Source organism: Kribbella sp. ALI-6-A, assembly GCF_001984195.1.
Taxonomy (GTDB): domain Bacteria; phylum Actinomycetota; class Actinomycetes; order Propionibacteriales; family Kribbellaceae; genus Kribbella.
Genome location: NZ_MTQN01000012.1, coordinates 1910302 through 1935322, shown reverse-complemented (window position 1 = coordinate 1935322; position 25021 = coordinate 1910302). Strand labels below are relative to the sequence as shown.

Annotated in this window: 22 protein-coding genes; 15 read left to right on the top strand and 7 right to left on the bottom strand. The window is 69.9% G+C overall.

The features are described 5' to 3' along the window. Positions 1-152: 152 nt before the first annotated feature. The 5 genes from lanKC to BWI15_RS35730 all read left to right on the top strand — a co-directional run bounded on the left by lanKC (position 153) and on the right by BWI15_RS35730 (position 8316). Positions 153-2780, top strand: coding sequence for a class III lanthionine synthetase LanKC (gene lanKC / locus BWI15_RS35745; protein WP_083751189.1), 2628 nt, complete (start codon positions 153-155; stop codon positions 2778-2780). Positions 2781-2784: 4 nt separating this feature from the next. After that, on the top strand, positions 2785-2922 hold the full coding sequence (locus tag BWI15_RS39140) for a SapB/AmfS family lanthipeptide (protein ID WP_143466108.1): 138 nt from the start codon (positions 2785-2787) through the stop codon (positions 2920-2922). Between the two features lie 108 nt (positions 2923-3030). Continuing rightward, positions 3031-4968: a prolyl oligopeptidase family serine peptidase gene (locus tag BWI15_RS35740; RefSeq protein WP_077018883.1), complete on the top strand. Its 1938-nt coding sequence runs from the start codon at positions 3031-3033 to the stop codon at positions 4966-4968. Continuing rightward, on the top strand, positions 4965-6620 hold the full coding sequence (locus BWI15_RS35735) for an ABC transporter ATP-binding protein (protein WP_077018882.1): 1656 nt from the start codon (positions 4965-4967) through the stop codon (positions 6618-6620). Before BWI15_RS35740 ends, BWI15_RS35735 begins: the two co-directional genes overlap by 4 nt. Before the next feature lie 16 nt (positions 6621-6636). Then, positions 6637-8316: an ABC transporter ATP-binding protein gene (locus BWI15_RS35730; RefSeq protein WP_077018881.1), complete on the top strand. Its 1680-nt coding sequence runs from the start codon at positions 6637-6639 to the stop codon at positions 8314-8316. On the opposite strand, the gene BWI15_RS35725 is transcribed toward BWI15_RS35730, so the two are convergent. Further along, the gene (locus BWI15_RS35725; protein ID WP_077018880.1) at positions 8295-8894 is read right to left on the bottom strand and encodes a response regulator transcription factor; all 600 of its coding nucleotides are present in this window, start codon (positions 8892-8894) and stop codon (positions 8295-8297) included. The two genes, BWI15_RS35730 and BWI15_RS35725, sit on opposite strands and share 22 nt — an antisense overlap. Before the next feature lie 558 nt (positions 8895-9452). Between BWI15_RS35725 and BWI15_RS35720 the strand changes: the two genes are divergently transcribed. Further along, positions 9453-10112, top strand: coding sequence for a transglycosylase family protein (locus BWI15_RS35720; RefSeq protein ID WP_077018879.1), 660 nt, complete (start codon positions 9453-9455; stop codon positions 10110-10112). A 66-nt stretch (positions 10113-10178) separates the two neighbouring features. Here BWI15_RS35720 and BWI15_RS35715 read toward each other — a convergent pair whose 3' ends face one another. Genes BWI15_RS35715 through BWI15_RS35705 form a run of 3 tightly spaced genes read right to left on the bottom strand, consistent with a single transcriptional unit; the run spans position 10179 to position 12078 of the window. Then, positions 10179-10820 carry a class I SAM-dependent methyltransferase gene (locus BWI15_RS35715; RefSeq protein ID WP_237771603.1) on the bottom strand — a complete coding sequence of 214 codons (642 nt, stop codon included), beginning with the start codon at positions 10818-10820 and terminating at the stop codon, positions 10179-10181. A 10-nt stretch (positions 10821-10830) separates the two neighbouring features. Further along, positions 10831-11472 carry a Pr6Pr family membrane protein gene (locus BWI15_RS35710; protein ID WP_077018878.1) on the bottom strand — a complete coding sequence of 214 codons (642 nt, stop codon included), beginning with the start codon at positions 11470-11472 and terminating at the stop codon, positions 10831-10833. Between the two features lie 48 nt (positions 11473-11520). Next, on the bottom strand, positions 11521-12078 hold the full coding sequence (locus BWI15_RS35705) for a 2TM domain-containing protein (RefSeq protein WP_077018877.1): 558 nt from the start codon (positions 12076-12078) through the stop codon (positions 11521-11523). A gap of 76 nt (positions 12079-12154) precedes the next feature. Between BWI15_RS35705 and BWI15_RS35700 the strand changes: the two genes are divergently transcribed. The 3 genes from BWI15_RS35700 to BWI15_RS35690 all read left to right on the top strand — a co-directional run bounded on the left by BWI15_RS35700 (position 12155) and on the right by BWI15_RS35690 (position 15483). Further along, positions 12155-12754, top strand: coding sequence for a TetR/AcrR family transcriptional regulator (locus BWI15_RS35700; RefSeq protein WP_077018876.1), 600 nt, complete (start codon positions 12155-12157; stop codon positions 12752-12754). A gap of 75 nt (positions 12755-12829) precedes the next feature. After that, complete coding sequence (locus BWI15_RS35695) at positions 12830-13339, top strand: AAA family ATPase (protein WP_077018875.1); 510 nt, start codon at positions 12830-12832, stop codon at positions 13337-13339. A gap of 32 nt (positions 13340-13371) precedes the next feature. Next, positions 13372-15483, top strand: a complete 2112-nt coding sequence (locus BWI15_RS35690) for a molybdopterin-dependent oxidoreductase (RefSeq protein WP_077018874.1) — start codon at positions 13372-13374, stop codon at positions 15481-15483. On the opposite strand, the gene BWI15_RS35685 is transcribed toward BWI15_RS35690, so the two are convergent. Further along, a complete protein-coding gene (locus tag BWI15_RS35685) occupies positions 15463-16419 on the bottom strand; it encodes a LacI family DNA-binding transcriptional regulator (RefSeq protein WP_077018873.1) in 957 nt (318 codons plus the stop codon). The two genes, BWI15_RS35690 and BWI15_RS35685, sit on opposite strands and share 21 nt — an antisense overlap. 560 nt (positions 16420-16979) lie before the next feature. On the opposite strand from BWI15_RS35685, the gene BWI15_RS35680 reads away from it, so the two are divergent. The 5 genes from BWI15_RS35680 to BWI15_RS35660 are packed head-to-tail and all read left to right on the top strand — an operon-like array spanning position 16980 to position 22832. Continuing rightward, the gene (locus tag BWI15_RS35680; RefSeq protein WP_077018872.1) at positions 16980-17726 is read left to right on the top strand and encodes a sugar phosphate isomerase/epimerase family protein; all 747 of its coding nucleotides are present in this window, start codon (positions 16980-16982) and stop codon (positions 17724-17726) included. Further along, positions 17723-18820 (top strand): Gfo/Idh/MocA family protein, encoded by a 1098-nt coding sequence (locus BWI15_RS35675; RefSeq protein WP_077018871.1) that lies wholly within the window; start codon positions 17723-17725, stop codon positions 18818-18820. Before BWI15_RS35680 ends, BWI15_RS35675 begins: the two co-directional genes overlap by 4 nt. Further along, complete coding sequence (locus BWI15_RS35670; RefSeq protein WP_083751187.1) at positions 18817-19428, top strand: SGNH/GDSL hydrolase family protein; 612 nt, start codon at positions 18817-18819, stop codon at positions 19426-19428. The genes BWI15_RS35675 and BWI15_RS35670 overlap by 4 nt, the downstream gene beginning before the upstream one ends. A 58-nt stretch (positions 19429-19486) precedes the next feature. Further along, on the top strand, positions 19487-21961 hold the full coding sequence (locus BWI15_RS35665; RefSeq protein ID WP_237771602.1) for a glycoside hydrolase family 2 protein: 2475 nt from the start codon (positions 19487-19489) through the stop codon (positions 21959-21961). A gap of 34 nt (positions 21962-21995) precedes the next feature. Beyond that, a complete protein-coding gene (locus BWI15_RS35660) occupies positions 21996-22832 on the top strand; it encodes a MerR family transcriptional regulator (protein WP_077018870.1) in 837 nt (278 codons plus the stop codon). Here the strand turns inward: BWI15_RS35660 and BWI15_RS35655 are convergent. Next, on the bottom strand, positions 22829-23602 hold the full coding sequence (locus BWI15_RS35655) for a cytochrome c oxidase assembly protein (protein ID WP_083751186.1): 774 nt from the start codon (positions 23600-23602) through the stop codon (positions 22829-22831). The two genes, BWI15_RS35660 and BWI15_RS35655, sit on opposite strands and share 4 nt — an antisense overlap. Then, positions 23599-24033 (bottom strand): DUF2243 domain-containing protein, encoded by a 435-nt coding sequence (locus BWI15_RS35650; protein ID WP_077019525.1) that lies wholly within the window; start codon positions 24031-24033, stop codon positions 23599-23601. Before BWI15_RS35650 ends, BWI15_RS35655 begins: the two co-directional genes overlap by 4 nt. Positions 24034-24289: 256 nt before the next feature. On the opposite strand from BWI15_RS35650, the gene BWI15_RS35645 reads away from it, so the two are divergent. Continuing rightward, complete coding sequence (locus BWI15_RS35645) at positions 24290-24958, top strand: polysaccharide deacetylase family protein (protein ID WP_237771601.1); 669 nt, start codon at positions 24290-24292, stop codon at positions 24956-24958. Positions 24959-25021: the final 63 nt, after the last annotated feature.

Sequence of the window (25021 nt, the reverse complement as noted above, 5' to 3'; positions counted from 1 at the left end):
CAAATCCAGGCAAAGTTACGGCTTGTTACCTGGTCGGCACGCATCGACATGATGTAACGGCGATTTCCCGCTCAAAATCGCATCGATGTCACGAAGAGTGTTTACTTACTCACTCGTAGCATGTGAATTATTCATAGTCGACTGGTGACGTCATGCACTACGCCGACCCCTCTCCCACTGCCCAAGATTCTCCGGGGCACCGACGAGAGGGGGACGAACCACCATGGAGCTACGAGCTGTACTGCCTGGCCGACCGGCGGTTCTACGACACCCCGTCCAGCGGTGACACCCATCCCGACTTCGCCCTCGCCTCGCGTCCGGTCCCGGCCGGCTGGGACCACGTGCCCGGCGAGATGTGGATGCACTACGCGCCGAGCGGCCTGAAGCTGCCGGCCCAGGGCTGGAAGATCCACGTCTCGGCCGGCCTGGCCGACGCCGAGCGCACGCTGGCCACGATCTGGGACTACTGCGTCCCGCGCGGCATCGCGTTCAAGTTCCTGCGCAACGAGCCGGTCCTGGTGATGGTGAACTCGAAGTCCGCACCCCGCGGCTCGAGCGGCAAACTCGTCACGATCTACCCGACCGACGAGGACCAGCTCGAACTGGTGCTCAAGGAGCTCGACGACCTGCTCGACGGCGTCCGCGGCCCGTACATCCTCAGCGACCTCCGGTACGCCGAAGGCCCGCTCTTCGTCCGGTACGGCGCATTCGTCAGCCGCTACACGCTCGACCCGGCCGGCGAGCGCGTGCTGGCGATCGAGGACGACCACGGCCGGCTCGTCCCGGACCACCGCGGACCGACCTTCAGCACGCCCCCGTGGGTCACGCTGCCGTCGTTCCTGCAGACCCACCTGGACGCCCGCAACGCGGTCACCACCAACGACCTCGCGTACACGATCGAGGGCGTCATCCAGTTCTCCAACGGCGGCGGCGTCTACGTCGGCCATCACAACGAGACCCAGGACCGGGTGGTGCTCAAGGAGGGCCGCCCGCTGGCCGGGCTCGACATGGCCGGCCGCGACGCGGTCGCCCGGATCGGGCACGAGCGGGACATCCTGCAGCGCCTCGACGGCCTCGACGTCGTCCCGAAGGTGCACGACTACTTCACGCTCGGCGACCACCACTTCCTGGTCCAGGAGTTCGTCGACGCGAACCCGCTGCAGCGTGAGCTCGTCCGGCGCTACCCGCTGACCCGTCCGGACGCGACCGAGGCCGAGCTCTCGGCGTACGCGGAATGGGCGACCGGCATGGTCGGCCAGGTCCAGCGGGCGGTGGGCGAGCTGCACGGCCGCGGCGTGGTCTTCTGCGACCTGCACCCCGACAACGTGTTGCTGAGCACCGGCGATCGCCTCGTGCTGATCGACTTCGAGGTCGCGACGCTGGCCGAGGACCAGGCCCGGTCCGCGCTCGCCCACCCCGGTTACGCGGCGCCCGGCGACCGGCAGGGCCCGGACGTCGACCTGTACGCGCTGGCCTGCATCACGCTCGGCCTGTTCGCGCCGCAGGCAACGATGCTGCTGCATCTCCATCCTGGCAAGGCGTTCCAGCTCGCCGACATGGTGCACGAGACCTTCGGCGTGCCCAAGGCGACCCTCGACACCGCCGTCCGGACCATCGTCGGCCCCGACGTCGCCGAAGACCCGGCGATGGCGTCGCTGCCACTGCCCGGCCGCGCGCCCTGGACCGACGTCCGCGCCGCGCTGACGAAGGCGATCGTGGCCAGCGCGACGCCCGAGCGGGACGATCGGCTGTTCCCCGGCGACATCGCGCAGTTCCGGCCCGGCGGCGGGATCAACCTGGCGACCGGCGCGGCGGGCGTGCTCTACGCGCTGGCCAAAACCGGCGCGGGCCGCTTCCCGGCGTACGAGGACTGGCTGCGGGAGCACGCCCGGACCACGGAGATCGGCCCCGGCCTGTACGACGGGCTGCACGGCGTCGCGCACGTGCTCGACGAACTCGGGCACCGGCAGGACGCGCTCGACGCGATCGAGCTGACCCTGAGCGACGACCTCGACAGCCGCGAGCTGGGACTGCACTCCGGTCTCGCCGGAATCGGGCTCAACCTGCTGCACTTCGACGAGCCGGGTTTGCGCAGTACGGCGACCCGCGTGCTCGACCTGGTCGCGGACCGGCTCGGCGACGTCACCGACGTACCGGAGCTGAGCGGCGAAGGGAAGCCGCGGGCCGGGCTCATGTACGGCTCGTCCGGTCCCGCGCTGCTCTTCCTGACGGCGTACGAGAAGACCGGGGACACCGGGCTGCTCGACTTCGCAGAGACCGCCATCCGGCAAGACCTGCGGCGCTGCGTCAGGACGCCGGAAGGCATGCTCCAGGTGAACCAGGGCTGGCGCACGCTGCCCTACCTGGAAGAGGGCTCCGTCGGCATCGCGCTGGTCCTCAGCCGCTACCTGCAGCACCGACCGGACGACGAGCTGGCCGCCGAGCTGGCCGCGCTCCGGCTGGTCACCCGCTGCTCGTACTACGTGCAGCCCGGCCTTCTGATGGGTCGCGCCGGGATGCTGCTCGCCGCAGCCGAGCTCGGCGAGAACACCGACGACCTGGTCCGCGGACTCGGCTGGCACGCGCTGCCGTACGAAGGCGGACTGATCTTCCCCGGCAACCAGCTGCTCCGGCTCTCGACGGACCTGGCCACCGGATCGGCCGGCGTCCTGCTGGCACTGGGAACCGCGCTGCACGAGCGGCCGGTGTCCCTCCCGTTCCTCGGACCTCCCCAGTGGTCCGAGTCCCTGTCCCGACGACGTCCTCCGAAGGAGGTGTAAACACATGGCACTTCTCGACCTCCAGGGTCTGGAGACCCCGGGCTACGGTCACGGCGGCCACCACCACGGCGGCTCCACGCTGACCGTGCTCGGCTGCGGTTCGCAGCGCCCGAGCAACCTGAGCCTCGTGCTCTGCCACTGATCGGGCCAGGCGCCTCCGCGCGAGGCGCCCAGCTTCTTTCAGGCTTCCAAGGCCCGGGGCGGGCGGCAACACCCGCCCCGGGCCGAGCTTCGTTCTTGGAGGGCAGTGATGGACTACCCGTACGCCGAACGGCTCGCGCTGGTCGAGCAGTTGCACGGGCAGAGCGTCGCCGATCCCTATCGCTGGCTCGAGGACGCCGGCAGCCCGCAGACCCGGCAGTGGCAGGCCGCGCAGGACGAGCTCTGGCTCACCTACGCCGCCACGCTGCCCACCCGCTACACGTTCCGCAGCCGCGTGAAGGCCTTGTCCGCGGTCGGTTCGGTCTCCGCGCCGGTCTGGCGCGGTGACCGTTGTTTCGTTCTCCGCCGTGAGCCGCGGCAGGACCACGCCGTGCTCACCGTCGACGGCGCCGAACTGCTGGATCCGGCCAAGCTCGACCCGAGCGGGCTGACCACGCTGGACTCCTGGCAGCCCTCGCCGGACGGTTCGCTGGTCGCCTTCCAGGTCTCGCGTGGCGGCTCCGAAGAGTCCGTGCTGCACGTGCTCGACGTGGCGACCGGAGCGTTGGCCGAGGAGCCGATCGACGGCTGCCGCTACTCGCCGATCGCCTGGCTGCCGGACGGAAAATCCTTCTACTACGTGCGATTCCGGCAAGTCGTCCTGCATCTGATCGGTGGTGGCGACCAGCCGGTGCTCACCGACGAAGCGTCGTACGGGCTCGATCTCAGTGCCGACGGCCGCTGGCTGACGATCTCCGCGGCCCGCGGAACCACCAACGACCTCTGGCTCGCGGACCTCCGCACCGGCGACGCACCGCGTCCCCTGCCGGTGCCCGACGACGTGATCACGCTGATGTCGGTCGGTCCCGACGGCCGCCTGTACGTCGTCACGACGCAGGACGCCCCGACCGGCCGGATCTGCGTCGGCGACCCGGAGAATCCACTCGTCTGGCACGACTATGTCGCCGCGGACCCGGACGCCCCGCTGAGCAGTCTCGCCGTACTCGACAAGGTCGTCCTCGTCGGTCGCAGCCGCGGCGGCATCGGCGAGATCGCCGTGCACGACCTGGTCACCGGCCGTCACCTCGGCGAGGTCCCGCTGCCCGGCCGCGGTTCCGTCGGCTCGCTGACCCCACGCCCCGAGGGCGGCCACGAGGTCTGGTTCTCCTATACAGACAGCGTCACCCCCGCCGCGATCTACTCCTACGACGCGACGACGGGTCAGACGACTCTGTGGGCCGACCCGCCGGGCGTGGCTCCCACCGTCGAAGCAACCGCCACCCCCGTCGCCTTCCGGTCCGGCGACGGTACGGACCTCGACATGCTGGTCATCGCCGGCCCCGGCGACGGCAGTCCGCGTCCCACGATCCTCTACGGCTACGGGGGTTTCGGGCAGTCCCTGACTCCGGCGTACTCGGCTTTCGCTCTCGCCTGGGTCGAAGCCGGTGGCGTCTTCGTCACCGCCACCCTGCGCGGTGGGGGCGAACGCGGTGACGACTGGCACCGCGCCGGCACGCTCGACCGCAAGCAGAACGTCATCGACGACTACCTCGCCGCGGCCGGACACCTGATCGCGGACGGGTGGACCACGTCGTCCCAGCTTGCGGCCTGCGGCGAGTCGAACGGCGGCCTGCTCGTCGGCGCCGCGATCACCCAGCGCCCGGAACTGTTCGCCGCGGCCGTCTGCTCGGCGCCGTTGCTCGACATGGTGCGCTACGAGTTGACCGGTCTCGGGGCCCGCTGGGTGCCGGAGTTCGGTTCGGCCTCGGATCCGCGTCAGCTCACGACGTTGCTGAGCTACTCGCCGTACCATCGAGTTGCCCCCGGCACCGGCTATCCGGCCGTTCTCTTCACCACCTTCGCCAACGACACGCGCGTGGATCCCTTGCATGCAAGGAAGATGTGCGCCGCGCTGCAGCACGCGTCAACGAGTGGACCGGTGCTGCTCCGAGTAGAGGCCGACGCTGGGCACGCGTCCGGCGGAGCGAGCCGCGGGATCGCCCTGGCCGCCGACATGCTGGCGTTTCTCGACAGGCAGTTGCGATGAGTCTGGCCTTCGGTGACGTCGTCCGGCACGGTGGCAAGTGGTTGCCGGTGATCGGGCTGACCTCGATCGGCGGGAGCTGTGTCGCGCTCGCGCTGCCGTCGGTGCTCGGACGGTCGGTGGACGCGATCGTCGCCGGCCACGGCTACGACCAGTGGCTCACGATCGCAGCGGGATTGGTGGCCACGGGCATCATCTGTTCGCTGGTGGACGTCTTCGCCGGCACCGCCTGCGTCGCCGGTACGACGGCCTGGCTGCGGCACGGGCTGGTCCGCCGCGTCGTACGGGGTGGTCCGGAAGGCTCGCGCGGGTTCGAGACCGGTGACCTGGTCAGCCGGGTCTCGGGCAACGCCGTCGACGCGGCGCAAGCCGGTCCCGCGCTGGTCAGCGCGTTCGCCGCGATCCTGCCACCGGTCGGCAGTCTCGTGCTGCTCGCGTTGATCGACCCTTGGCTCGCCGCGGCGTTCTTCGGCGGCGTCCTGCTCGTGATCGGCGTGCTGTGGGTGTTCGCCCGCCGGACCGCGCAGATCAGCCTGGACTACCAGGAGACCCAGGGCCGGATCGCCGGCCGTCTCACCGAAGCACTGACCGGCATCCGCACGATCCTCGCCGCGGGGACGACCGCGCGCGAGGAACACCGCATCCTCACCCTGCTGCCCGAGCTGCACAGGCACGGCCTGCTCACCTGGAAGGTGCTCGCGCGATCCGGCGCCCAGGCCGCGATCGTCGGCCCGCTCGTTCTCGTCGCGGTCCTCGCCGTCGGCGGCCTGCAACTCGTCGCCGGCCGCATCACCGCCGGCGAACTGTTCGCCGCCGGCCAGTACGCCGTGCTCGGCGCGGGCCTCGGCAGCCTGACCGGCGTGATCGGCGAGATCGCCCGCGCGAAGGCCGGGGTCCGGCGCGCGAGCGAGGTCTTCGCGATCGACACGATGCCGCACGGCACTCTGCCGTTGCCCGCCGGCCCGGGACACCTGCGCTTCGAAGGCGTCACGGTCGTCGCCGACGACACCACACTGCTGTACGACGTGAACCTCGACCTGCCCGGCGGTGCGACCGTCGCCGTGGTCGGGCCGAGCGGCGCCGGCAAGTCCGTGCTCGCCGCCGTCGCGGCGCGGCTGCGCGACCCGTCGTACGGGCAGGTACTGCTGGACGGCGTACCGCTCCAGGCCGTGCACCGCCGGTCGCTGCGCCACGCGGTCGGCTGCGCCTTCGAACGCCCGACGCTGGTCGGCTCGACCATCGGCGACGCGATCTCGCCCAACCCGCTCGGCACCGTCCGGACCCTGGCGGCCGCCCGCGCGACGCACGCCCACGACTTCGTCAGCCGCCTTCCCCGCGGCTATCGCACCCCGTTGCCGGAAGCCCCCATGTCGGGCGGCGAGCGGCAGCGGCTCGGCCTGGCCCGGGCCTGGTCGGCGCGCCGCCTGCTCGTGCTCGACGACGCCACCTCGAGCCTCGACACCGCGACCGAGATGCAGATCAGCCGCACCCTCACCGAGGACAAGCACCACCGGACCCGCCTGATCGTCACGCACCGGCCCGCGACCGCCGCCCGCGCGGACCTGGTCGTCTGGCTCGACCACGGCACTGTCCGCGCCACCGGTCGGCACCGTGACCTGTGGCACCGCGCCGACTACCGCGAGGTCTTCGGATGAACCGCGGAGTCGCCACATGAAGCGTGAGCTCGGCTACGGCATCGAGGCCCTGCGCAACCGTTCCGCGCTGAAGCTCGCGCTCTGGTCGATCCCGGAGATCCTTCCGACGGCCGTCTACGGCGTCGCCGTCGCACGGGCCACCGACAGCTTCCTCGCGGGCCATGCCTGGCAGGGCATCGCCTGGCTCGGCGGACTCGTGGCGACCGCCTGCCTCGGCGCGGCCGGCGCCCACCAGGTCTACGGCCGCCTGGGCGAACTCGTCGAACCCCTGCGCGACGACCTGGTACGACGTGTCGTCGGCGCCGCCCTCCGCACCGGCGATCCGGCGGCCGTCGCCCGGCTGAATCGCCAGGTCGAGATCGTCCGGGACACCTTCGCCGGTCTGGTTCTGGTCGTTCGCGGCTTCGCCGTCACGCTGGTCGGCGTACTGGCTGGATTGCTGTCGCTGGCTCCCGCGATCGCCGGGTTCGTCATACCGCCTTTTCTGCTGGGCTTCCTGGCCTCGCTGGCGGTACTCGGGCTGGCCGCCGACCGGGTCCGCGCGTCCTTGCAGGCTGACGAGGACCTGGCCACCACGGCAGGGATGACCTTCAGCGGTGTACGAGACATCACCGCCACAGGCACGGAGGAGTTCGCGGAGCATCTCACCGGCCGACCGATCAAAGCCCAAGCCGCAGCCGAGCGCGCCCTGGCTCGCGTGGCCGCTCTGCGTACTGTCTGCTTCGCCATCGGCGGCTGGGCGCCCCTGCTGATTCTGCTGGCCGCCGGCCCTTGGCTCGTCGGCCGCGGAGTGTCCACCGGAACGCTGCTCGGCGGTCTCACGTACGTGCTCGTCGGTCTGCAGCCCGCGCTGAACACCGTGATGGGCGCCCTCGGCGACAGCGGCCTGCGGTACGTCGTCACACTGAGCCGAATCCTGTCCGTGCAGGCGGTGCCGGACCGATCGCTCAGGACGAAGACTCCACCGGAGTCCTCGATCCGGACGCACGGGCTGACCTTCGCCTACGGCCCGGCGGCCGAACCGGTCATCGACGGCCTCGACCTCACCGTTGCCGAGGGCGAGCATCTGGCCGTCGTGGGCCCGAGCGGCATCGGCAAGTCGACCCTGGCCGGTCTGATCTGCGGGATGCTCGAACCCTCTCACGGCCAGGTCCTGATCGGCGGCGTCCCGGCGAGCGACGTGTCCCCGCGGACCCGGGCGCTGATCCCGCAGGAGGCGTACGTCTTCAGCGCGACCGTGATGGAGAACCTCAACTACCTGCTCCCGGACGCCTCGCCCTCGGAGGTCCAGCAGGCGATCGACGCCGTCGGCTCCGGCGCGCTCGTCGATCGCCTCGGCGGGCTTCAGGCGCAGGTCAAACCCCACGACCTGTCAGCCGGCGAACGTCAGCTGATCGCGCTCACCCGCGCCTACCTGTCGCCGGCCCCGCTGATCGTGCTCGACGAAGCGACCTGCTTTCTCGATCCCGACGCCGAGCGCCGGGCCGAAGAGGCCTTCGCGACCCGCGGCGGCACGCTGATCGTGATCGCTCACCGGATCAGCTCGGCCCGGCGCGCGCGGAAGATCCTGGTGATGGACGGCAACCGCGCCACCCTCGGCACGCACACCAGCCTGCTCAGCAGCTCCCCGCTCTACCAGGAGCTGCAAGGCCACTGGCAGCCCACCGAGAGCCGTCAGATCCAGCCGGCGTCCTGAGCCTTGCGAATCGCCTCGATCCGGCTCCGGGCGCCGGTCTTGGTGAGGATCCGGGACAGGTAGTTGCGTACCGTGCCGGCACTCAGGCTCAGCGTCCGGGCGATCTCCTGCGCCGTCGCGCCCGTGGTCACCTGACGCAGGACCTCGCATTCACGGTCCGTGAGCGGGTTGTCCCCCGCCCGCAGCGCGGCGACCGCCAGCCGGACGTCGACCACCGGCAGCCCCTTCGCCACGTCACGCACCGCCTCGACCAGCTGCTCGGTGGTCGCGTCGGTCGCGATCAGCCCGATCCGCGGCGCCTGCTTGACCAGCGCCATGCTGGTCGCGGCGATCGCCTCGTGGTCGACCAGCACCAGGACGCCGCGACCGGTGAGCTTGCGGCACAGGTCCTCGATACCGACCTTGCCGGGCAGCTGTGGATCGAGCACCACGACGTGCGGACGCAGCCGGACGGCGGCCAGCACGTCGTCCGACCGGTCCACGTCCGCCAGCACGTCGAAGTCGGGCTCTCTGGACAGCACCGCGGCCAGTGCTCCACGCACCAACGTGCCGCGGTGGCCGAGTAGCACTCGGATCACCGGACGCCCCCATCAATCGTTTGCCTCAGCCACGGGCCCTCCCGGCCCGTGACTGAACAACGAGCCAGGCGCGGTGATGACACGCCCGATCGGTCGTTTCCCGCCTGGAGCGGGCCGGTAAACCGTTCGGTCTCCGCGCCGCGACACGCCCGGAAACCGTTCTGTTGTTGGGCTTTCGCTTCCTCAGGGCCAGAAAAAGTTCGTCCGGATCCCGGCAGAACACTTGCGTTCCGGGCCGACGTCACGCACGATGGCTCGGTCGCGCCGTTACCAGCGCGTGACCATTCGGACGCTGTCTCGTAACCGAACGCAGCGCTTCGAGTGCTTGTCCCCTGCACCCCCCGAAGGGAGTGGTACCTCACCAGACTGTGGAGCCCGGTACGGCGCCGGCAGCGATCGGCGCCGACGATCCGAGCCTCACGCACTCGGTGACGACCACCATCGTCTCGCCGGCCGGCCGCACTTCCGGTCCGCGGGATCTCGGGGAAAGTGCGCACGCGGCTGAATCGGCCGGGCTGGAGAAGTTCACCATGCCCAGCTCATGAGGAGCAGATTCTGATGTCCAAAGCTCGACACGCCCGACCTCGGCGAAGTACTCGCCGGATCGCCCGGACCCTTTCCGTCGCCGGTCTCGGCGTCGGTATCACCGCCGCCGGCGCAGGCGCCGCCTTCGCGACCGACTACACCGTCAAGCCCGGGGACACCCTCTCCGAGATCGCCCAGGCCAACGGCACCGACTGGCGCCAGCTGGCCCAGCTGAACGATCTCGCCAACCCGGACCTGATCCTGATCGGCCAGACGCTCGAACTCGACGGCGTGAGCAAGGCCGCCGTCACCGAGCGCCGCTCGAAGGCCAAGCCCTCGGCCGAGCGGTCGGAGCGCAAGAAGGCCGACCGGTCGGAGCGCAAGAAGCCGGTGAAGTCCGAGCGCACGAACCGCAGCAGCCGCTCGGAGTCGACCCGCGGCTCGACCAGCGTGTCGATGAGCGCGGCCTGGCGCAAGGTCGCCCAGTGCGAGTCGGGCGGCAACCCGCGAGCGGTGAACCCGACGGGCAAGTACCACGGTCTGTTCCAGTTCGACCGGCAGACCTGGCGCAGCGTCGGCGGCACCGGCACGCCGTCCAAGGCGTCGGCGGCCGAGCAGTTGATGCGCGCGAAGAAGCTGTACGCCCAGCGCGGCGCTTCGCCGTGGCCGGTCTGCGGCCGCTTCCTGCGCTGACCCTGGGGACACAAGAAAACGGTGGTGCCGATCGCGGATCGGCACCACCGTTTTCTGTGTCGGCGGTCAGCGGCTGAGCACCAGCATCTCGTCCGCACCGACCTGGAACTCGTACGGCACCTTGCGGATCTCGGTGTCCACACCGTCCAGCTCCTCGAGCAACGACGGCAGGAACTCCACCGGCTCACCGGCGCCCATCTTCACCAGCGGGAAGATCCGCACCTCCGACCGGGACACCCTGATCAGCTCGTTCAGCGCCGCGAGGTGCCAGTCCTTGTCGTACTTGTCGGCCCACGTGAACAGCAGGTGCGAGCTCAGCACCAGGTCGAACCGCTGGTCCGGGAACGGCAGGTCGGGCAGGCTGCCCGGCACGTAGCGGTCCGGGACCTCCGCGACGTCGGTGAGGAACCGGTCCGCCGCGTCGAGGCGCAGCTCGTCCCGGCGCTCGGGCGATCCGTACCAGTTCCAGACGAAGCTGCCCGCGTACTGGTCGACGATCCCCGACCCGGCCGGCAGGCTCCGGCGTACGGTGTCGACCAGCTCCGCGGCGGCCAGCTCGTACGCCGGGTCGACGGCAACAGCATCGACGCCGCGCGCGGCCGCTTCGGCGGTGAAGCCCGCACCCCCGGCGCAGCAGTCGAGCACGGAGTCGGGCAGTTCGGACAGATCGAACATCGCCTCGTACTCGGCGTACGAGCGAGATGTCACCAGCACGGGTCTACCTCTCGACGGCGGTCCTGTTCAGCCGGCGATCGAGCAGAGTCGCCCCGAACGCCAGAACCAGGAACAGTAGCGCGACGAGCAAACAGTTGACCAAGACTCCTGCATAGCCGAGATCGCCGACGTCGACGAACGGGTACGGGTAGAAACCGACCGCTTCGCCGCGGATCAGCGTGAAGGCCAGCCACAGCACCGGGAAGACCAGCGACCAGCTGACGATGCGGTAGTCGGTCCGGCCACGCGGTCCGAAGAACAGCCAGCCCAGTACGCCGAGCAGCGGGGTGGCGGTGTGCAGCAGGAAGTCGGCGACCTCGCCGGCGGCCGACAGTTCGTTGATCCCGGCGAGAGCGATGTGGTACACGATGCCGGTGACGGCGATGCAGAGCACGCCGTTGAGCCGCAGCGTGCGGAACAGCGCGGAGTCGCGATCGGTGCCGAGGGCAAGCAATAGCGCGGTGCCGCCGAGCAGCAGGTTGGACTGGATCGTGAAGTAGGCGAACACGTTGAAGACCCGGTCCGGGTTGTCCGGGAAGTAGCCCTCGGTGGTGGTCGCCGTGACGACCAGCTGGATCACGATCCCGGCCGCCACCACCAGCGCCGTCACCCCGAACAGGACCCGCCCCGCACCGGTCTTCGTCATGACCGAAATGTACGGTGCGCCGGCGGACCGCAGTGGGATCTTCGTGCCTCAGGCCGCGACCTCTTTCCTCGGCTCGCAGTCGTCGTCCTCGGTCACGTCGGCGCTGTAGCTGAACGAGACGACAGCGTCGATCACCAGCACGATCGTCCAGGTCCACGCCGGGCCGAGCAGCGCGTCGTACCCCTGGCCGGACAGCAGGCCGAGACCGATCATCACGCCGACACCCACGGCGTACGCGAGCAGGTGCCGGTACCAGCCGCGGCGCTCGAACTCGGCCTTGGCCTTCGTGCCCTTGCGCGGCTTGACCGGTCGCGGGCCGCCGGCCAGCTTGTACGCCGCCCACGCGTCGGCCCACTGCAGCGTCCGGTGCCCGAACCCGACACTGACGCCGATGAAGATCGCGGCCAGCGAGTGCTTGAACGACGGCTCGCCGCCGGACCGGATGTCGATCACGCTGGCGACCAGCATCACGACGTCGATCAGCGGCACGGCCAGCAGGAAGGCCATGCCGAGCTTGGGCAGCCGGAACAGGTAGCGCGTCAGCAGGCCGGCGGCGAGCAGGACCCAGAAGCCGACCTCACACGCGGCGATCACAGCGAGCAGCACGATCTCGACCTTCCCCTTTATTCAGCACGACTGTGTTGACAAGAACTACCGTAACACAGGTGTGCTAAAAAGGGGCATGCCGAAAATCGTCGATCACGACGCCCGTCGCGAGGAGATCGCGCAGGCGCTGTGGCGGGTGGTCCGCCGGGACGGGATCCGCGCCGCGTCGGTCCGCACCGTCGCGGCCGAAGCCGGCTGGTCCGCCGGCGCCGTGCGGTACTACTTCCCCGACCAGGACGGCCTGATCAGCTTCGCGATGGACCTGGTCTCTCAGCGAGTGCACGCCCGGGTCTCCCAGCTCCAGCCCACCGGTACGCCGGTCGAGATCGTGCTGCGTTACCTCGAAGAAGTGATCCCGCTCGACCCGGAACGGCTGGCCGAGTTCGACGTCTGGTTGTCGTTCACCGCCCAGGCCCAGGCCGAGTCCGGCGCCGGCGGCCTGCGCCGGCACCTCGGTCCCGTCCACGAAGGACTACGCGACCTGTGCGGCCAGCTGATGCACGCGTTGTCGGACAGCGGTGACCTGCGGCCCGATCTCGACCTCGAGCTGGAGACCGAACGGCTGCACGCCCTGATCGACGGCATCTCTTTCCACGTGACGCTTCAGCCCGAGGTGACCACCGCGGCCCGGGTTCGTCAGGTGCTGGAGGCGCACCTGCTGTCACTGCGGCCCTGACACCGTTGGCAGACTCCGGCCAACCGGTGGCCGAGACCTGACGCAACCCCTGTCCCCCGTGGCACGATCCACCCTGTGCAGACCGAGGGAGTGATCGTCGTCAGCGGGATCACGGCGGCCGGCAAATCCACGGTCTCCCAACTGCTCGCCGAACGCTTCCAGTACGGCGTACACCTGCGCGGCGAGGTCTTCCGGCGGATGATCGTCAGCGGCCAGGCCTCGGCCGGCGCCGACGACGGCGCGGAGGCACAAAAACAGCTCAAGCTGCGCTACCGGTTGGCCTGCCAGGCCGCCGACGGCTACGCCCAGGCCGGGTTCACCGTCGTTCTGCAGGACGTGGTGATCGGTGAGCTGCTGCGCGAGTTCCTCGACGGCATCCGGAGCCGGCCGCGCTACCTCGTCGTCCTGACGCCTCGCCCCGACGTGATCTCCCGCCGGCTCGGCGGCCTGTCGGTCGACGAGCTCGACTACGAGCTGCACGCGTTCAGCCCGCGGCGTGGACTGTGGCTGGACAACTCCGACCTCTCCCCGAACGAGACCGTCGACGCGATCCTCGGCCGGTTGGACGAAGCGCGGTTCGACTAGTCGCCTGGGTTACCGAGGCGTAAGTTGGCGGGATGGCAGCCACTGTGCGCAGGACCTCGTGCAACTTGTGTGAAGCCATCTGCGGTGTGCTCGTCACCGTGGAGGACGGCCGCGTGACCGACGTACGCGGCGACGAGGCGGACCCGCTGTCGCGCGGGCACATCTGCCCGAAGGCCGTTGCGCTGAAGGATTTGCAGGAGGATCCGGACCGCCTGACAACACCGGTACGCCGTACGCGGGACGGCTGGGAACCGATCGGCTGGGACGAGGCCTACACGTTGGTGGCCGATCGGCTGACGGCGATCCAGCGGGAGCACGGGCGCAACGCGGTCGCCGTCTACCTGGGCAATCCGAACGTGCACAGCCTCGGCGCGATGACCCACATGCCGACCGCGCTGCGGCTGCTGCGGACCAGGAACCGGTTCAGCGCGACGTCGGTCGATCAACTGCCGCACATGTTGGCGTCGTACCTGCTGTACGGACACCAGTTGATGGTTCCGGTCGCGGACATCGACCGTACGTCGTACTTGCTGATGCTCGGGGCGAACCCGCTCGCGTCGAACGGCAGCATGATGACCGCGCCGGGGTTCGGACGGCGGCTCAAGGAGATCCGGCGCCGGGGCGGGCGCGTGGTGGTGATCGACCCGCGGCGTACTGAGACCGCCGCGGTCGCGGACGAGCACCACTTCGTCCGGCCGGGGACCGACGCGGCGTTTCTGCTCGCGCTGATCCACCAGGTGATCGCCGACGGCAACGCGCGGCCGGCGGCATACGTGGACGGGCTGGCGGCGGTGACCGAGGCGGTCGCGGAGTGGACGCCGGAGCGTGCGGCGGCCGCGACCGGGATTCCGGCGGAGGCGATCCGGCGGATCGCCGCGGAGTTCGCGGGCGCGGATCGCGCGGCCTGCTACGGGCGCGTCGGGGTGTCGACGCAGCAGTTCGGCGTGGTGTGCCAGTGGGCCGTGCAGGTGCTCAACATCATCACCGGGAACCTCGACCGGCCCGGCGGCACGATGATCCCGCGGCCGGCGGTCGACACGTTGCGAGGGATCGGGCGCGGGCATGTCGGGGTGTGGAAGAGCCGGGTGCGCGGGCTGCCGGAGTTCGGCGGTGAGCTGCCGGTCTCGGAGCTGGCCGAGGAGATCCTGACGCCGGGCGACGGGCAGATCCGCGCTCTGGTGACGGTCGCCGGGAACCCGGTGCTGTCGACGCCGAACGGGCGCAAGCTCGACGAAGGCCTGGCGGGGCTGGACTTCCTGGTGGCGGTCGACCCGTACATCAACGAGACGACCCGGCACGCGGACGTGATCCTGCCGCCGACGCCGCCGTTGGAACGGGACCACTACGACCTGACGTTCCACCAGCTCGCCGTACGGAACACCGCGCGGTGGAACGAGGCGGTGCTGCCTCGGCCCGCTGAGGCGCGGCACGACTGGGAGATCTTCCGGGACCTGGGGCTGGAACTGCTGCGGCGGATGCCTCGATCGCGGCAGAAGGTGATCGCCGGAGTGCGGTTGCGGTTGTCGCCGCGGCGGGTCGTGGACCTGGGGTTGCGGATCGGGCCGTACCGGCTGTCGCTGCGCAAGCTGCGGAAGTCGCCGGGCGGGATTGACCTGGGGCCGTTGCAGCCTGCTTTGCCGGGGGCTTTGCGGACACCTGGCAAGCGGATTGACCTGGCCCAGCAGTCTGTGCTCGACGATCTGGCTCGGCTTTCGTCGGCTTCGGTTGCTTCTGGCAACGATGGCGAGCTGCTGCTGATCGGACGGCGTCATCTGCGCAGCAACAACTCCTGGATGCACAACTCGGCGCGGCTGGTGAAGGGCAAGCCCCGGCATCAGCTGCTGATGAATCCTGCCGATCTGGCTGGGCGTTCGCTGACCGACGGGGAGTTGGTGGAGGTCACCTCGGCGGCCGGTGCGCTCACCGTTGAGGTTGCTGAGAGCAACGACATGATGCCTGGGGTGGTGAGCTTGCCGCACGGGTTCGGGCACGGGCTGCCCGGCGTACGGCTCGGCGTGGCCGGGCAGGTCGCCGGCGCGTCGGTCAACGACGTCACGGACGACGCGGAGACCGACGCGGTGGGCGGCACGGCGGTGCTGAACGGCGTACCGGTGCGGGTGACGTCAGCTCGCGGGCGGGCCTGAGCTTTCGCGGATCACCAGCACCGGTGTCGAGTAGAGATGCGCCGCGGCAGGCGCTCCGTCGAGCAGGCCGAACAGGCGATGCGCGACCTCCGCGCCGTACGCGACGATGTTGTGGCTCATCGCGGTCAGCGTCGGATGGGTCAGCCGGCACAGCGCCGAGTCGTCCCAGGCGACGATCGTGACGTCGTCGGGCGACTTCAGGCCGAGCCCGTTGATCACCGAGAGACCGGCGACCGCCATCAGGTCGTTGTCGTAGATGATCGCGGTCGGGCGCCGCTCCGCGGTCAGCAGCTCGCGCGTCGCCGCGGCGCCTTCCTCACCGGAGAAGTCGGTGTGCCGGATCCGCAGCTGCATGCGGAGCCGCCGGCCGGCCGCGGCGTACGCCTGGTCCCGGATCCACACGTGCCCGTGATCCGGCGGCCCCGCGACCCGGGCGACGACCTTGTGCCCGAGTGACGCGACGTGCTCGACCGCGGCGTTCATCGCCGACCGGCCGTCGTTCCAGACCGAGGTCAACCCGTCGGCGAGCACCGGATCACCGACGACCACCGCCGGCAACTCGAGCTTCCGGAGCAACGGAATCCGCGGATCGTCGACCCGCAGATCGACGACGATCACCCCGTCGACCCGTCGCTCGGCCGCCCACTTCCGGTACGTCGCCATCTCTTCCTGCAGGTCAGGCACGACCTGCAGCGCCAGCGCGTAGGACTTCTCCCCCAGCACCGACTCCACCCCACCCACGAACCCCATGTAGAAGGGCTCTTCGCTCAACGTCTTCGCCGTGCGAGCCAGCACCAGCCCGAACGTCTCACTCCGCGCCGCCGACAGCTGCCGGGCGGCCCGGTTCGGCATCCACTCCAGCTCCTCGGCCACCTTCAGCACCCGGGCCCGAGTCGCCTCCGAAACCCCCGGCTGGTTGTTCAACGCGTACGACACCGCACCCTTGGAGACCCGGCCCGTCGAGCGATCTCCTTGATGGTCACACGGCCCACGATCGGCTCCTTCGAACGGGCGGACCGAACCGTGACGGGCGGCTCGGCAGGCACTCATTCTGCGCCGCCGACCACGGCCTGTCAGCAGGTCAACGCTCTCCCTCACCGAGCGCGACCATTTGATCAAACTTCACTCAGCGCAGAGGACGAAAGCCACTGCCGAAAGACAGAGGCAAGAGAGAAACCAAGAGCAAAAGAGCTCTACCCCGACCTCGAGCCGCGGCCAGCGGGGCACCCACCGGATTGGGCAGACGGACCGACTGTGGTTCTTTCTCTTTCTTGTTCCTGTGTCTTTCCGGCGCTCCGTTTGGTGTGATCTCCGCACCTGGTCCAGACCGGGACCGCCACGGGAAGCGGTTGCCGGGTGGTGACCACGGGATGATTCGACCCTGGTCGGCGGGGGGAGGTGTGGGATAGGCTGCCGGACGGTACTTAACCGGTTCGGTCAAGCGAGGCCGGGGGTTCTCTGGGCAGCGGAGGGACCCTGGCGACGAGGAGAGAAGAATGGTCGCAGTGGACAACCTGTCCCTCCAGCTCTACACGGTGCGGTACAAGCTGGAGGAGGACTTCGACGCCACCCTGGCCCGGATCGCGGAGATCGGTTTCACCAAGGTGGAGCCGTTCGGTCTGGTGAATCTGGCCGGTCAGCTGGCCGACGCGCTGCCCAAGTACGGTCTGACGGCGCCGAGCACGCACGCGGGGCTGCTGCGCGAGGACAGCGGGCCGATCTTCGAGGCGGCCAAGAAGCTGGGCATCGGTACGGTCATCGACCCGCACACCGACCCGGCGCGGTGGCAGTCGGTCGACGAGATCAAGGTGATCGCCGAAGGGCTGAACGCCGCCGCGAAGCAAGGTGCCGAGCACGGCATCACGGTCGGTTACCACAACCACCACTTCGAGCTGGAGTCGGTGATCGACGGCGTGCACGCGCTGGAGATCCTGGCCGACAACCTGTCCGACGAGGTCATCCTCGAGGTCGACACGTACTGGGCCGCCGTCGGCGGTGCCGACGTACCGGCGCTGCTCGGCCGGCTCGGTGACCGGGTGAAGGCGCTGCACGTCAAGGACGGCGACGGGACGCTGGACAACAAGGCCCAGGTCGCGGTCGGCGCCGGCACGATCGCCGTCAACGACATCCTGGCCGCGGCGCCGACCGCGCTGCGCGTGGTCGAGCTGGACGACTTCACCGGTGAGATCTTCGACGCCGTCGAGGGCAGCTTCCGCTACCTCACCGGGCAGGACCAGGCATGAGCCCGGTCGGGGTAGGCGTCATCGGCGCCGGAGTGATCTCCGACGCCTACATCAAGAGCATGCAGAGCTTCCCCGACCTCAGCGTCGTCGCGATCGGCGACCTGCGGCCGGAGGCGGCCAAGGCGAAGGCCGAGGAGTACGGAATCCCCGCGCACGGCGGTCCCGAGGCCGTGCTGAACAACGCCGACGTCGAGATCGTGGTCAACCTGACCATTCCGATCGCGCACGTCGAGGTGGCACTGGCGGCGATTGCCGCGGGCAAGCACGTGTGGAGCGAGAAGCCGTTCTCGCTCGACCAGGAGAGCGGCCTCAAGCTGCTCGCCACCGCCCAGGACGCGGGACTGCGGCTCGGCTGCGCGCCGGACACGATTCTCGGCCCGGGCCTGCAGGAGTCGCGCCGGATCATCGAGAAGGGTGACATCGGTACGCCGCTGACCGCACTCACCCTGATGCAGTCGCCCGGTCCGGAGTCCTGGCACCCGAATCCGGCGTTCCTGTTCCAGGAAGGCGCCGGACCGCTGTGGGACATCGGTCCGTACTACCTGACCACGCTGGTGCAGCTGTTCGGCCCGGTCGCGGCAGTCGCGGGCCTGGGCTCGAAGTCGCGCGACAAGCGCACGATCGGTTCGGGGCCGCTGGCCGGCACCGAGTTCGACGTCACCGTGCCGACGCACGTCAGCGCGATCGCGCGGTTCGAGTCGGGGCAGTCGTCGCAGAGCATCTTCAGCTTCGACTCGCCGCTGCCGCGGGCCGGGTTCGTCGAGATCACCGGCTCCGAGGCGACCCTGGCCGTCCCGGACCCGAACCGGTTCGACGGGGAGATCAAGATCCGCCGCCGCGGCGGGGACGACTGGGAGACCGTCGCCACCACCGAGGCGACGGCCGAGCGCGGGACCGGCGTACTGGAGATGGCGCGGGCGATCCGGGCCGACCGGCCGCACCGGGCCACCGGCGCGCTGGCGTTCCACATCGTCGATGTGATGGCCTCCATCACCGAGTCGATCGACACCGGGGCGTTCGTCGACGTCACCAGCACGGTCGAGCAGTCGCCGGTCCTGCCGGACGACTGGGACGTGAACGCGGCCACTCTGTGACCACGGACAACCTTCTGGATCCCCGGCGAACCATCGTGTTCGCCGGGGATTCGGTCACCGACTGCGGCCGGCGCGACGACCCGGCCGGCCTGGGCGACGGCTACGTGAAGTACCTGTACGACGACCTGGGCACGAGCCGCCCGATGATCCTGAACGCCGGGATCAGCGGCAACCGCGCCGTCGACCTGGTCGCTCGCTGGGAGACCGACGTGCTCGCCCACTCCCCCGACCTGGTCTCGGTGCTGATCGGGATCAACGACACCTGGCGCCGGTACGACGAGAACGACCCGACCTCGGCGGAGCAGTTCGAGGCGGCGTACCGCAAGCTGCTCGATCCCCTGCGGCAGGTCCGTCTGGTGCTGGTCGAGCCGTTCCTCGTCCCGGTGAAGGACGAGCAGCGCGGCTGGCGCGAGGATCTGGACCCCAAGCTCGAGGTGGTCCGCCGATTGGCCGGCGAGTACGGCGCGCTGCTGGTCCCGGCCGACGTCGAGTTCACTGCCCGAGCCGCGGAAGTCGGCCCGGAGACACTCGCCGACGACGGCGTGCACCCGACGGCCGCCGGTCACCGGCTGCTGGCCGACCTCTGGCAACGGACTGTCTTTTCCTGATTCCCGGGCTCTAGAATTTATTGAGTCTGTTAAGTAACTCTTCCGAAAGAGACCCCTCGTGAACCTCAGCTCTCCTCGCCATGTCCCGCTGACCACCGACGGTGGGCTCGCGTGGACCGTGCGCGCCGTCGACGGTCCGGTGCCCGACCGGCACAGTGCGATCCTGGCCGCGCCGGTCGCCGCGACCGTGCCGGGTGAGGTCCACACCGACCTGCTGGCCGCCGGGGTCGTCCCCGACCCGTTCGACGGCGCCAACGAGAACAAGCTGCATTGGATCGGCCGGACCCGCTGGAGCTACCGGACCGAGTTCGACTGGCAGCCCGACGGCCACGCCGTCCAGGAACTGGTGGCCGAGGGCCTGGACACGGCCGCGACCGTCACCCTGAACGGCACCGAGATCGCCAAGACCTGGAACCAGCACCGCTCGTACCGGTTCGACGTCACCGCACTGCTCGTTGCCGAGCGCAACGAGCTGGTGATCGAGTTCGCCGGCCCGGCGGACACCGCGGACCAGCTGGCCGAGCAGCTCGGGCTCTGGCCGCACACGAACCTGCACCCGTACAACGCGATCCGCAAGATGGCCAGCAACTTCGGCTGGGATTGGGGACCGGACGTCGCGACCGTCGGCGTCTGGCGGCCGATCCGGATCGAGTCCTGGACCGGCGTGCGGATCGACACCGTCCGCCCGCTCGCCGGGCTCGACGGCGACCACGGCGTACTGGACACCAAGGTCGCGCTGGCCTGGGCCGAGGGGTTCACTGCCGACGCGACGCTCACCGTCGAGGTCGGCGGCACCACGACCGAGATGACGGTTGCCGCCGGCACCGAAGAGGCCGGGATCAAGGCGACCGTCGACAACGTCGCCAAGTGGTGGCCGCGCGGCCACGGCGAGCAGCCTCTGTACGACGTGACGGTGTCGCTGCGGGCCGGCGAGCAGACTGACGGCTGGAGCGGCCGGGTCGGCTTCCGGACCATCACGATGGACGTCGCACCGGACGAGCACGGCGGCCCGTTCGTGTTGTCGGTGAACGGCAAGCCGATCTACGTCCGCGGCGCGAACTGGATCCCCGACGACGCGTTCGTCACCCGGCTGAACCGGTCGACGTACGAGCGCAGCATCGCCGACGCGATCGACGCCGAGATGAACCTGCTCCGGGTCTGGGGCGGCGGCATCTACGAGTCCGACGACTTCTACGACGTCTGCGACGAGCTCGGCGTCCTGGTCTGGCAGGACTTCCTGTTCGCCTGCGCGGCGTACTCGGAGGAGGAGCCGCTGCGCAGCGAGGTCGAGGCCGAGGCGCGACAGGCCGTCACGCGACTCAGCCGGCACGCCAGTCTGGCGATCTGGAACGGCAACAACGAGAACATCTGGGGCTACGTCGAGTGGGGCTGGCGGCAGCCGCTCGCGGGCCGGACGTGGGGCGAGGGCTACTACTTCGACCTGCTGCCGAAGATCGTCGCGGAGCTCGACCCGCGCACGCCGTACTCGCCGGGCAGCCCGTACTCCTACGACCACTTCATCCACCCCAACGACGAGCGCAACGGCACGATGCATGTCTGGGACGTCTGGAACCAGGTCGACTACTCGACGTACCGCAAGTACAAGGCGCGGTTCGTGTCGGAGTTCGGGTTCCAGGGGCCGCCGGCCTGGTCGACGCTGACCTCGGTGGTGCACGACGAGCCGCTCGACCCGTACGGCGAGCAGATGCTCGTGCACCAGAAGGCGTTCGAGGGCAACCTCAAGCTCGAGCGTGGGCTCGGTGAGCACCTGCCGCTGTGGAAGAACATCGATGACTGGCACTGGACGACCCAGCTGAACCAGGCCCGCGCCGTCACCTACGGCATCGAGCACTGGCGCAGCCTGTTCCCGCTGAACACCGGCACGATCGTCTGGCAGCTGAACGACAACTGGCCGGTGATCTCCTGGGCCGCCGTCGACGGGCACGGGATCCGCAAGCCGTTGTGGTTCGCGCTCAAGCACGCGTACGCCGATCGCCTGCTGACCGTGCAGCCGCGCGAGGACGGCCTGGTGGTTGCCGGGCACAACGACACCGACGAGGCCTGGTCGACGTCGATCACCGTCGCGCGCCGCAGCACGTCCGCCGGCGGCGCCGTGCTGGCGCAGGAGACCTTCGCGCTCGAGGTCGGTCCGCGGTCCGCGGTGCTGAACTCGCTGCCGGAGTCGATCGCCACGCCTGGCGATCCGGCCGCGGAGTACGTCGAGGTGCGCGGCGAGGACGGCAGTACGGCGTACTGGTACTTCGTCGAGGACACATCGCTGCAGCTGGCCGGGGACGCCTACACCGCGTCCGTGACGGCCGTCGACGGCGGCTACGACGTGACGGTGACGGCCACCGCGCTGGCCAAGGACGTGGCGCTCTTCCCCGACCGCCTCGACCCGGCCGCGACGGTCGACAGCTGCCTGATCACCTTGTCCGCGGGCGACTCGCACACCTTCCACGTGACCGGCGCGTCGGCCCCGGCGGAGGTCGGCGTACCGGTGCTGCGCTCGGCCAACGATCTGGTGGCTTGAATCTCCCCTGGGTGGAGACCGCATTGTTGGCGGCATGACCTACTCGATCGGCGAACTGTCCCGGCGGACGGGCCTGACGGTGAAGACCATCCGCTTCTACTCCGATCGAGGGGTCGTGCCCAGCACTCGCTCCGCCACGGGCCACCGCCGCTACGACGCCCAGGCGCTGGCCCGGCTGGAGCTGATCCGCACGCTGCGCGACCTCGGTCTGCCGTTGGCGATCGTCCAGCAGGTGCTGGACGGCCGCCGGTCGTTGACCGAGGTGGCGGCCACCCAGGCGGAGGCGCTCAACGTCCAGATCCGGCAGTTGCGGATGCGTCGCGTGGTGCTCGCGATGGCGGCGGAGCGAGACGCGGACGCCGGGGCGCTGGACAGGCTGCATCGGTTCGCTCGGATGTCCGAGACGGAGCGGACGGCGCTGGTCGACGAGTTCCTGACGGCGGTGTTCGAGCGGGCCGATCCGTCGCTGGCCGCGGCCAGGCGGTCGATGGTGCCCGAGTTGCCGGACGAGCCGACCGACGCGCAGATCGCCGCTTGGGCCGACCTGGTCGAGCTCGTGCGGAACGAGCAGTTCGGCGGGTTGATGCGAGAACTGGTGGACGGGTACGTCGGGAGCGGGCTGCGGCCGCACGACGTGGCGGTGATCCGGCGGGTGGTGGGACCGGCGATCGCGGCGGGGATCGAACCCCGATCGGCAGAAGCGGCCGCCTATGTCGAGGCAGTGGGGGCGGTGGACGTGGACCGCCTCGTGCTCGCTGCGGATGCACGGCGGGAGCGTTACTTCGAACTGCTGGCGGTGGTGAACGGCTGGGCGTCGCCGGACAGCCCAGCGGCGGCACTGCGGTGGTACCTGGAGGCCGTAGGTCGCTAGACGGCTTGCGTGCGGGCCAAGGCACGCCCCTCAGCCCGGTACCACTGGAGGGCGAGCACCACGGCCAGAGCGATCTCCACCACGTCGCCGCCGTAGTACATGAGCTTGGCGCCCGCAGCCAGGTCCGCTGGGGTGAAGGTCGTGCCGGGCGGCGGTTCGGCGTACAGCGACTTGGCCAGTACGGCGTGCGCCGCGCCGGTGAGCACGACCGTCGCGGCGCGCGGCAGGAGGCCGTAGCGGCGGCGTACTGGGTCGAGCTGGCAGATCGCGAAGGTGAAGAGCAGTCCGGTCAGTAGGACGTGCAGGTGAACCAGCGCATGGAGCCAGGGGTGTTGCTGGGTGCTGGCGAACAGAGGTGTCCGGTAGAGCGCCCAGAGGCTGCCGGCCTCGAGTACAGCGACGACCGGGAGGCTGATCAGCCAGCCGGACCAGCGGGAGTGGACGACGCGGAGCAGGGCCCGTCGGGATGAGCTCGGCGGCAGGACGCGGAGCATCAGGGTGAACGGCCGCGCCAGGACGATCAGCAACGGCGCGAGCATTCCGATCACCAGGTGCTGGGTCATGTGGGCGGTGAACTCGCCATCGGGCAGCTGGAGCACCGCCCCCAGCGCCAGAACGCCGACCACGAACGACAGGGTCCGCCAGCCGGACCAGCTGTCACCTCGCCGACGCAGCCGCTGCGCTGCCCAGACGTAGGCCACCGCCACAGCGAGCGCTGGTACGAGGCCCGCCGCTGAGCCGCTGGAGTGCGCGGCGTGCATCCCGATCATGCGCGCCGCCGGAGCAGCAGCGCGCCGGCGACGACCATCACCGCGGCCAGGACGTTCCACGTCCAGTCGTAGACCGTCAGGTCGACGCCGTAGCGGATCTGGTGCAGGTCGAGCAGCTTGTGCTGCACGGTGCCGTCGTACAGCTGGAAGACGCCGGCGCCCAGCAGCACACCAGCCGTCAGTCGGCGGCGGGACAGACCGTCGCGGCGCCGCAGATCGGCGTACATCACCAGGCCGATCACGACGGCGAACCAGCCGAAGGCGTGGAAGAGGCCGTCGGAGACCAGTCCCGCGGCCGGGGTCGACCGGTCGTAGAAGTGGTGCCAGTGCAGCAGTTGGTGGAACACGGTCTCGTCGACGAAGGCTGCGGTCCCGATGCCGATCAGGACTCCGGCCCAGGTCGAGCGGGTGGGCAGCAGGGTGGGCGGCATCCGGCGGAGGTACCCAGCTCACCGGCGGTTACCCCTGTCGCAGGCATACTCGTCGCTTGTGACTGGGGCACGGGGATGGACGGTGGCTGCGCTGTGCGCGGTCGTGGCGGCACTACTGGTCAGCTGTGGAGACAGTCCACCATCACAGACCCGGGCGACGACCACACCCACGGCAACCTCACCGGCGCCGCAGCCGACACCGACATCGAAGCCGACGCCGATCGACCGGCCCGGGCAGTCGCACCAGACCAACCTGATGCCGATCGTGCAGCACGGCCCGCGGGACAAGCCGCGGATCGCGCTGACCTTCGACGCCGACCTGACCGCGGCCATGCGCCGCCGGCTCACCAGCGGCAAGGTCGAGTCCTACTACAACGACGCGCTCTTCCGGCACCTGCGCGACCTGAAAGTCCCGGCCACGCTCTTCCTCACCGGCCTGTGGATGGAGCAGTACCCGGAGCGCACCCGTGAGCTCGCCGCGGATCCCCTCTTCGAGCTCGGCACCCACACCTACGACCACCGGGCCTTCACCAAGCACTGCTACACGCTCGGCACCGTCCCCCGGCCCGAGATGCTCTCCGACGTCCGCCGCGCCGTCACCATCCTCGACCGCCTCGACCCGCACGCCACCCGCTGGTTCCGCTTCCCCGGCGGCTGCTACGACGGTACGGCGCTGCACGAGCTCGCCCCGGCCGGTGTCACCGCGGTCGGCCTCGACGTGCCCGGCGCCGACGGCTTCGCGAAGTCGCCGAAGTCCATCGTCGACCAGGTCCTGCAGCACGCCCGCAACGGCTCGATCGTCGTCCTGCACATGCACGGCGGCGACAACGCGCCGTTCACCGACGAGGCGATCCCGCCGATCGTCAAGGCGCTCCGGGCGAAGGGTTTCGAACTGGTGACTGTGACGGAACTGATGGGGCACTGAGGACGTCAGAAGCGGCAGCCCGATGCCAGTGCCCTCGCCGGGGTGGCACTCTGGGCTGACCAG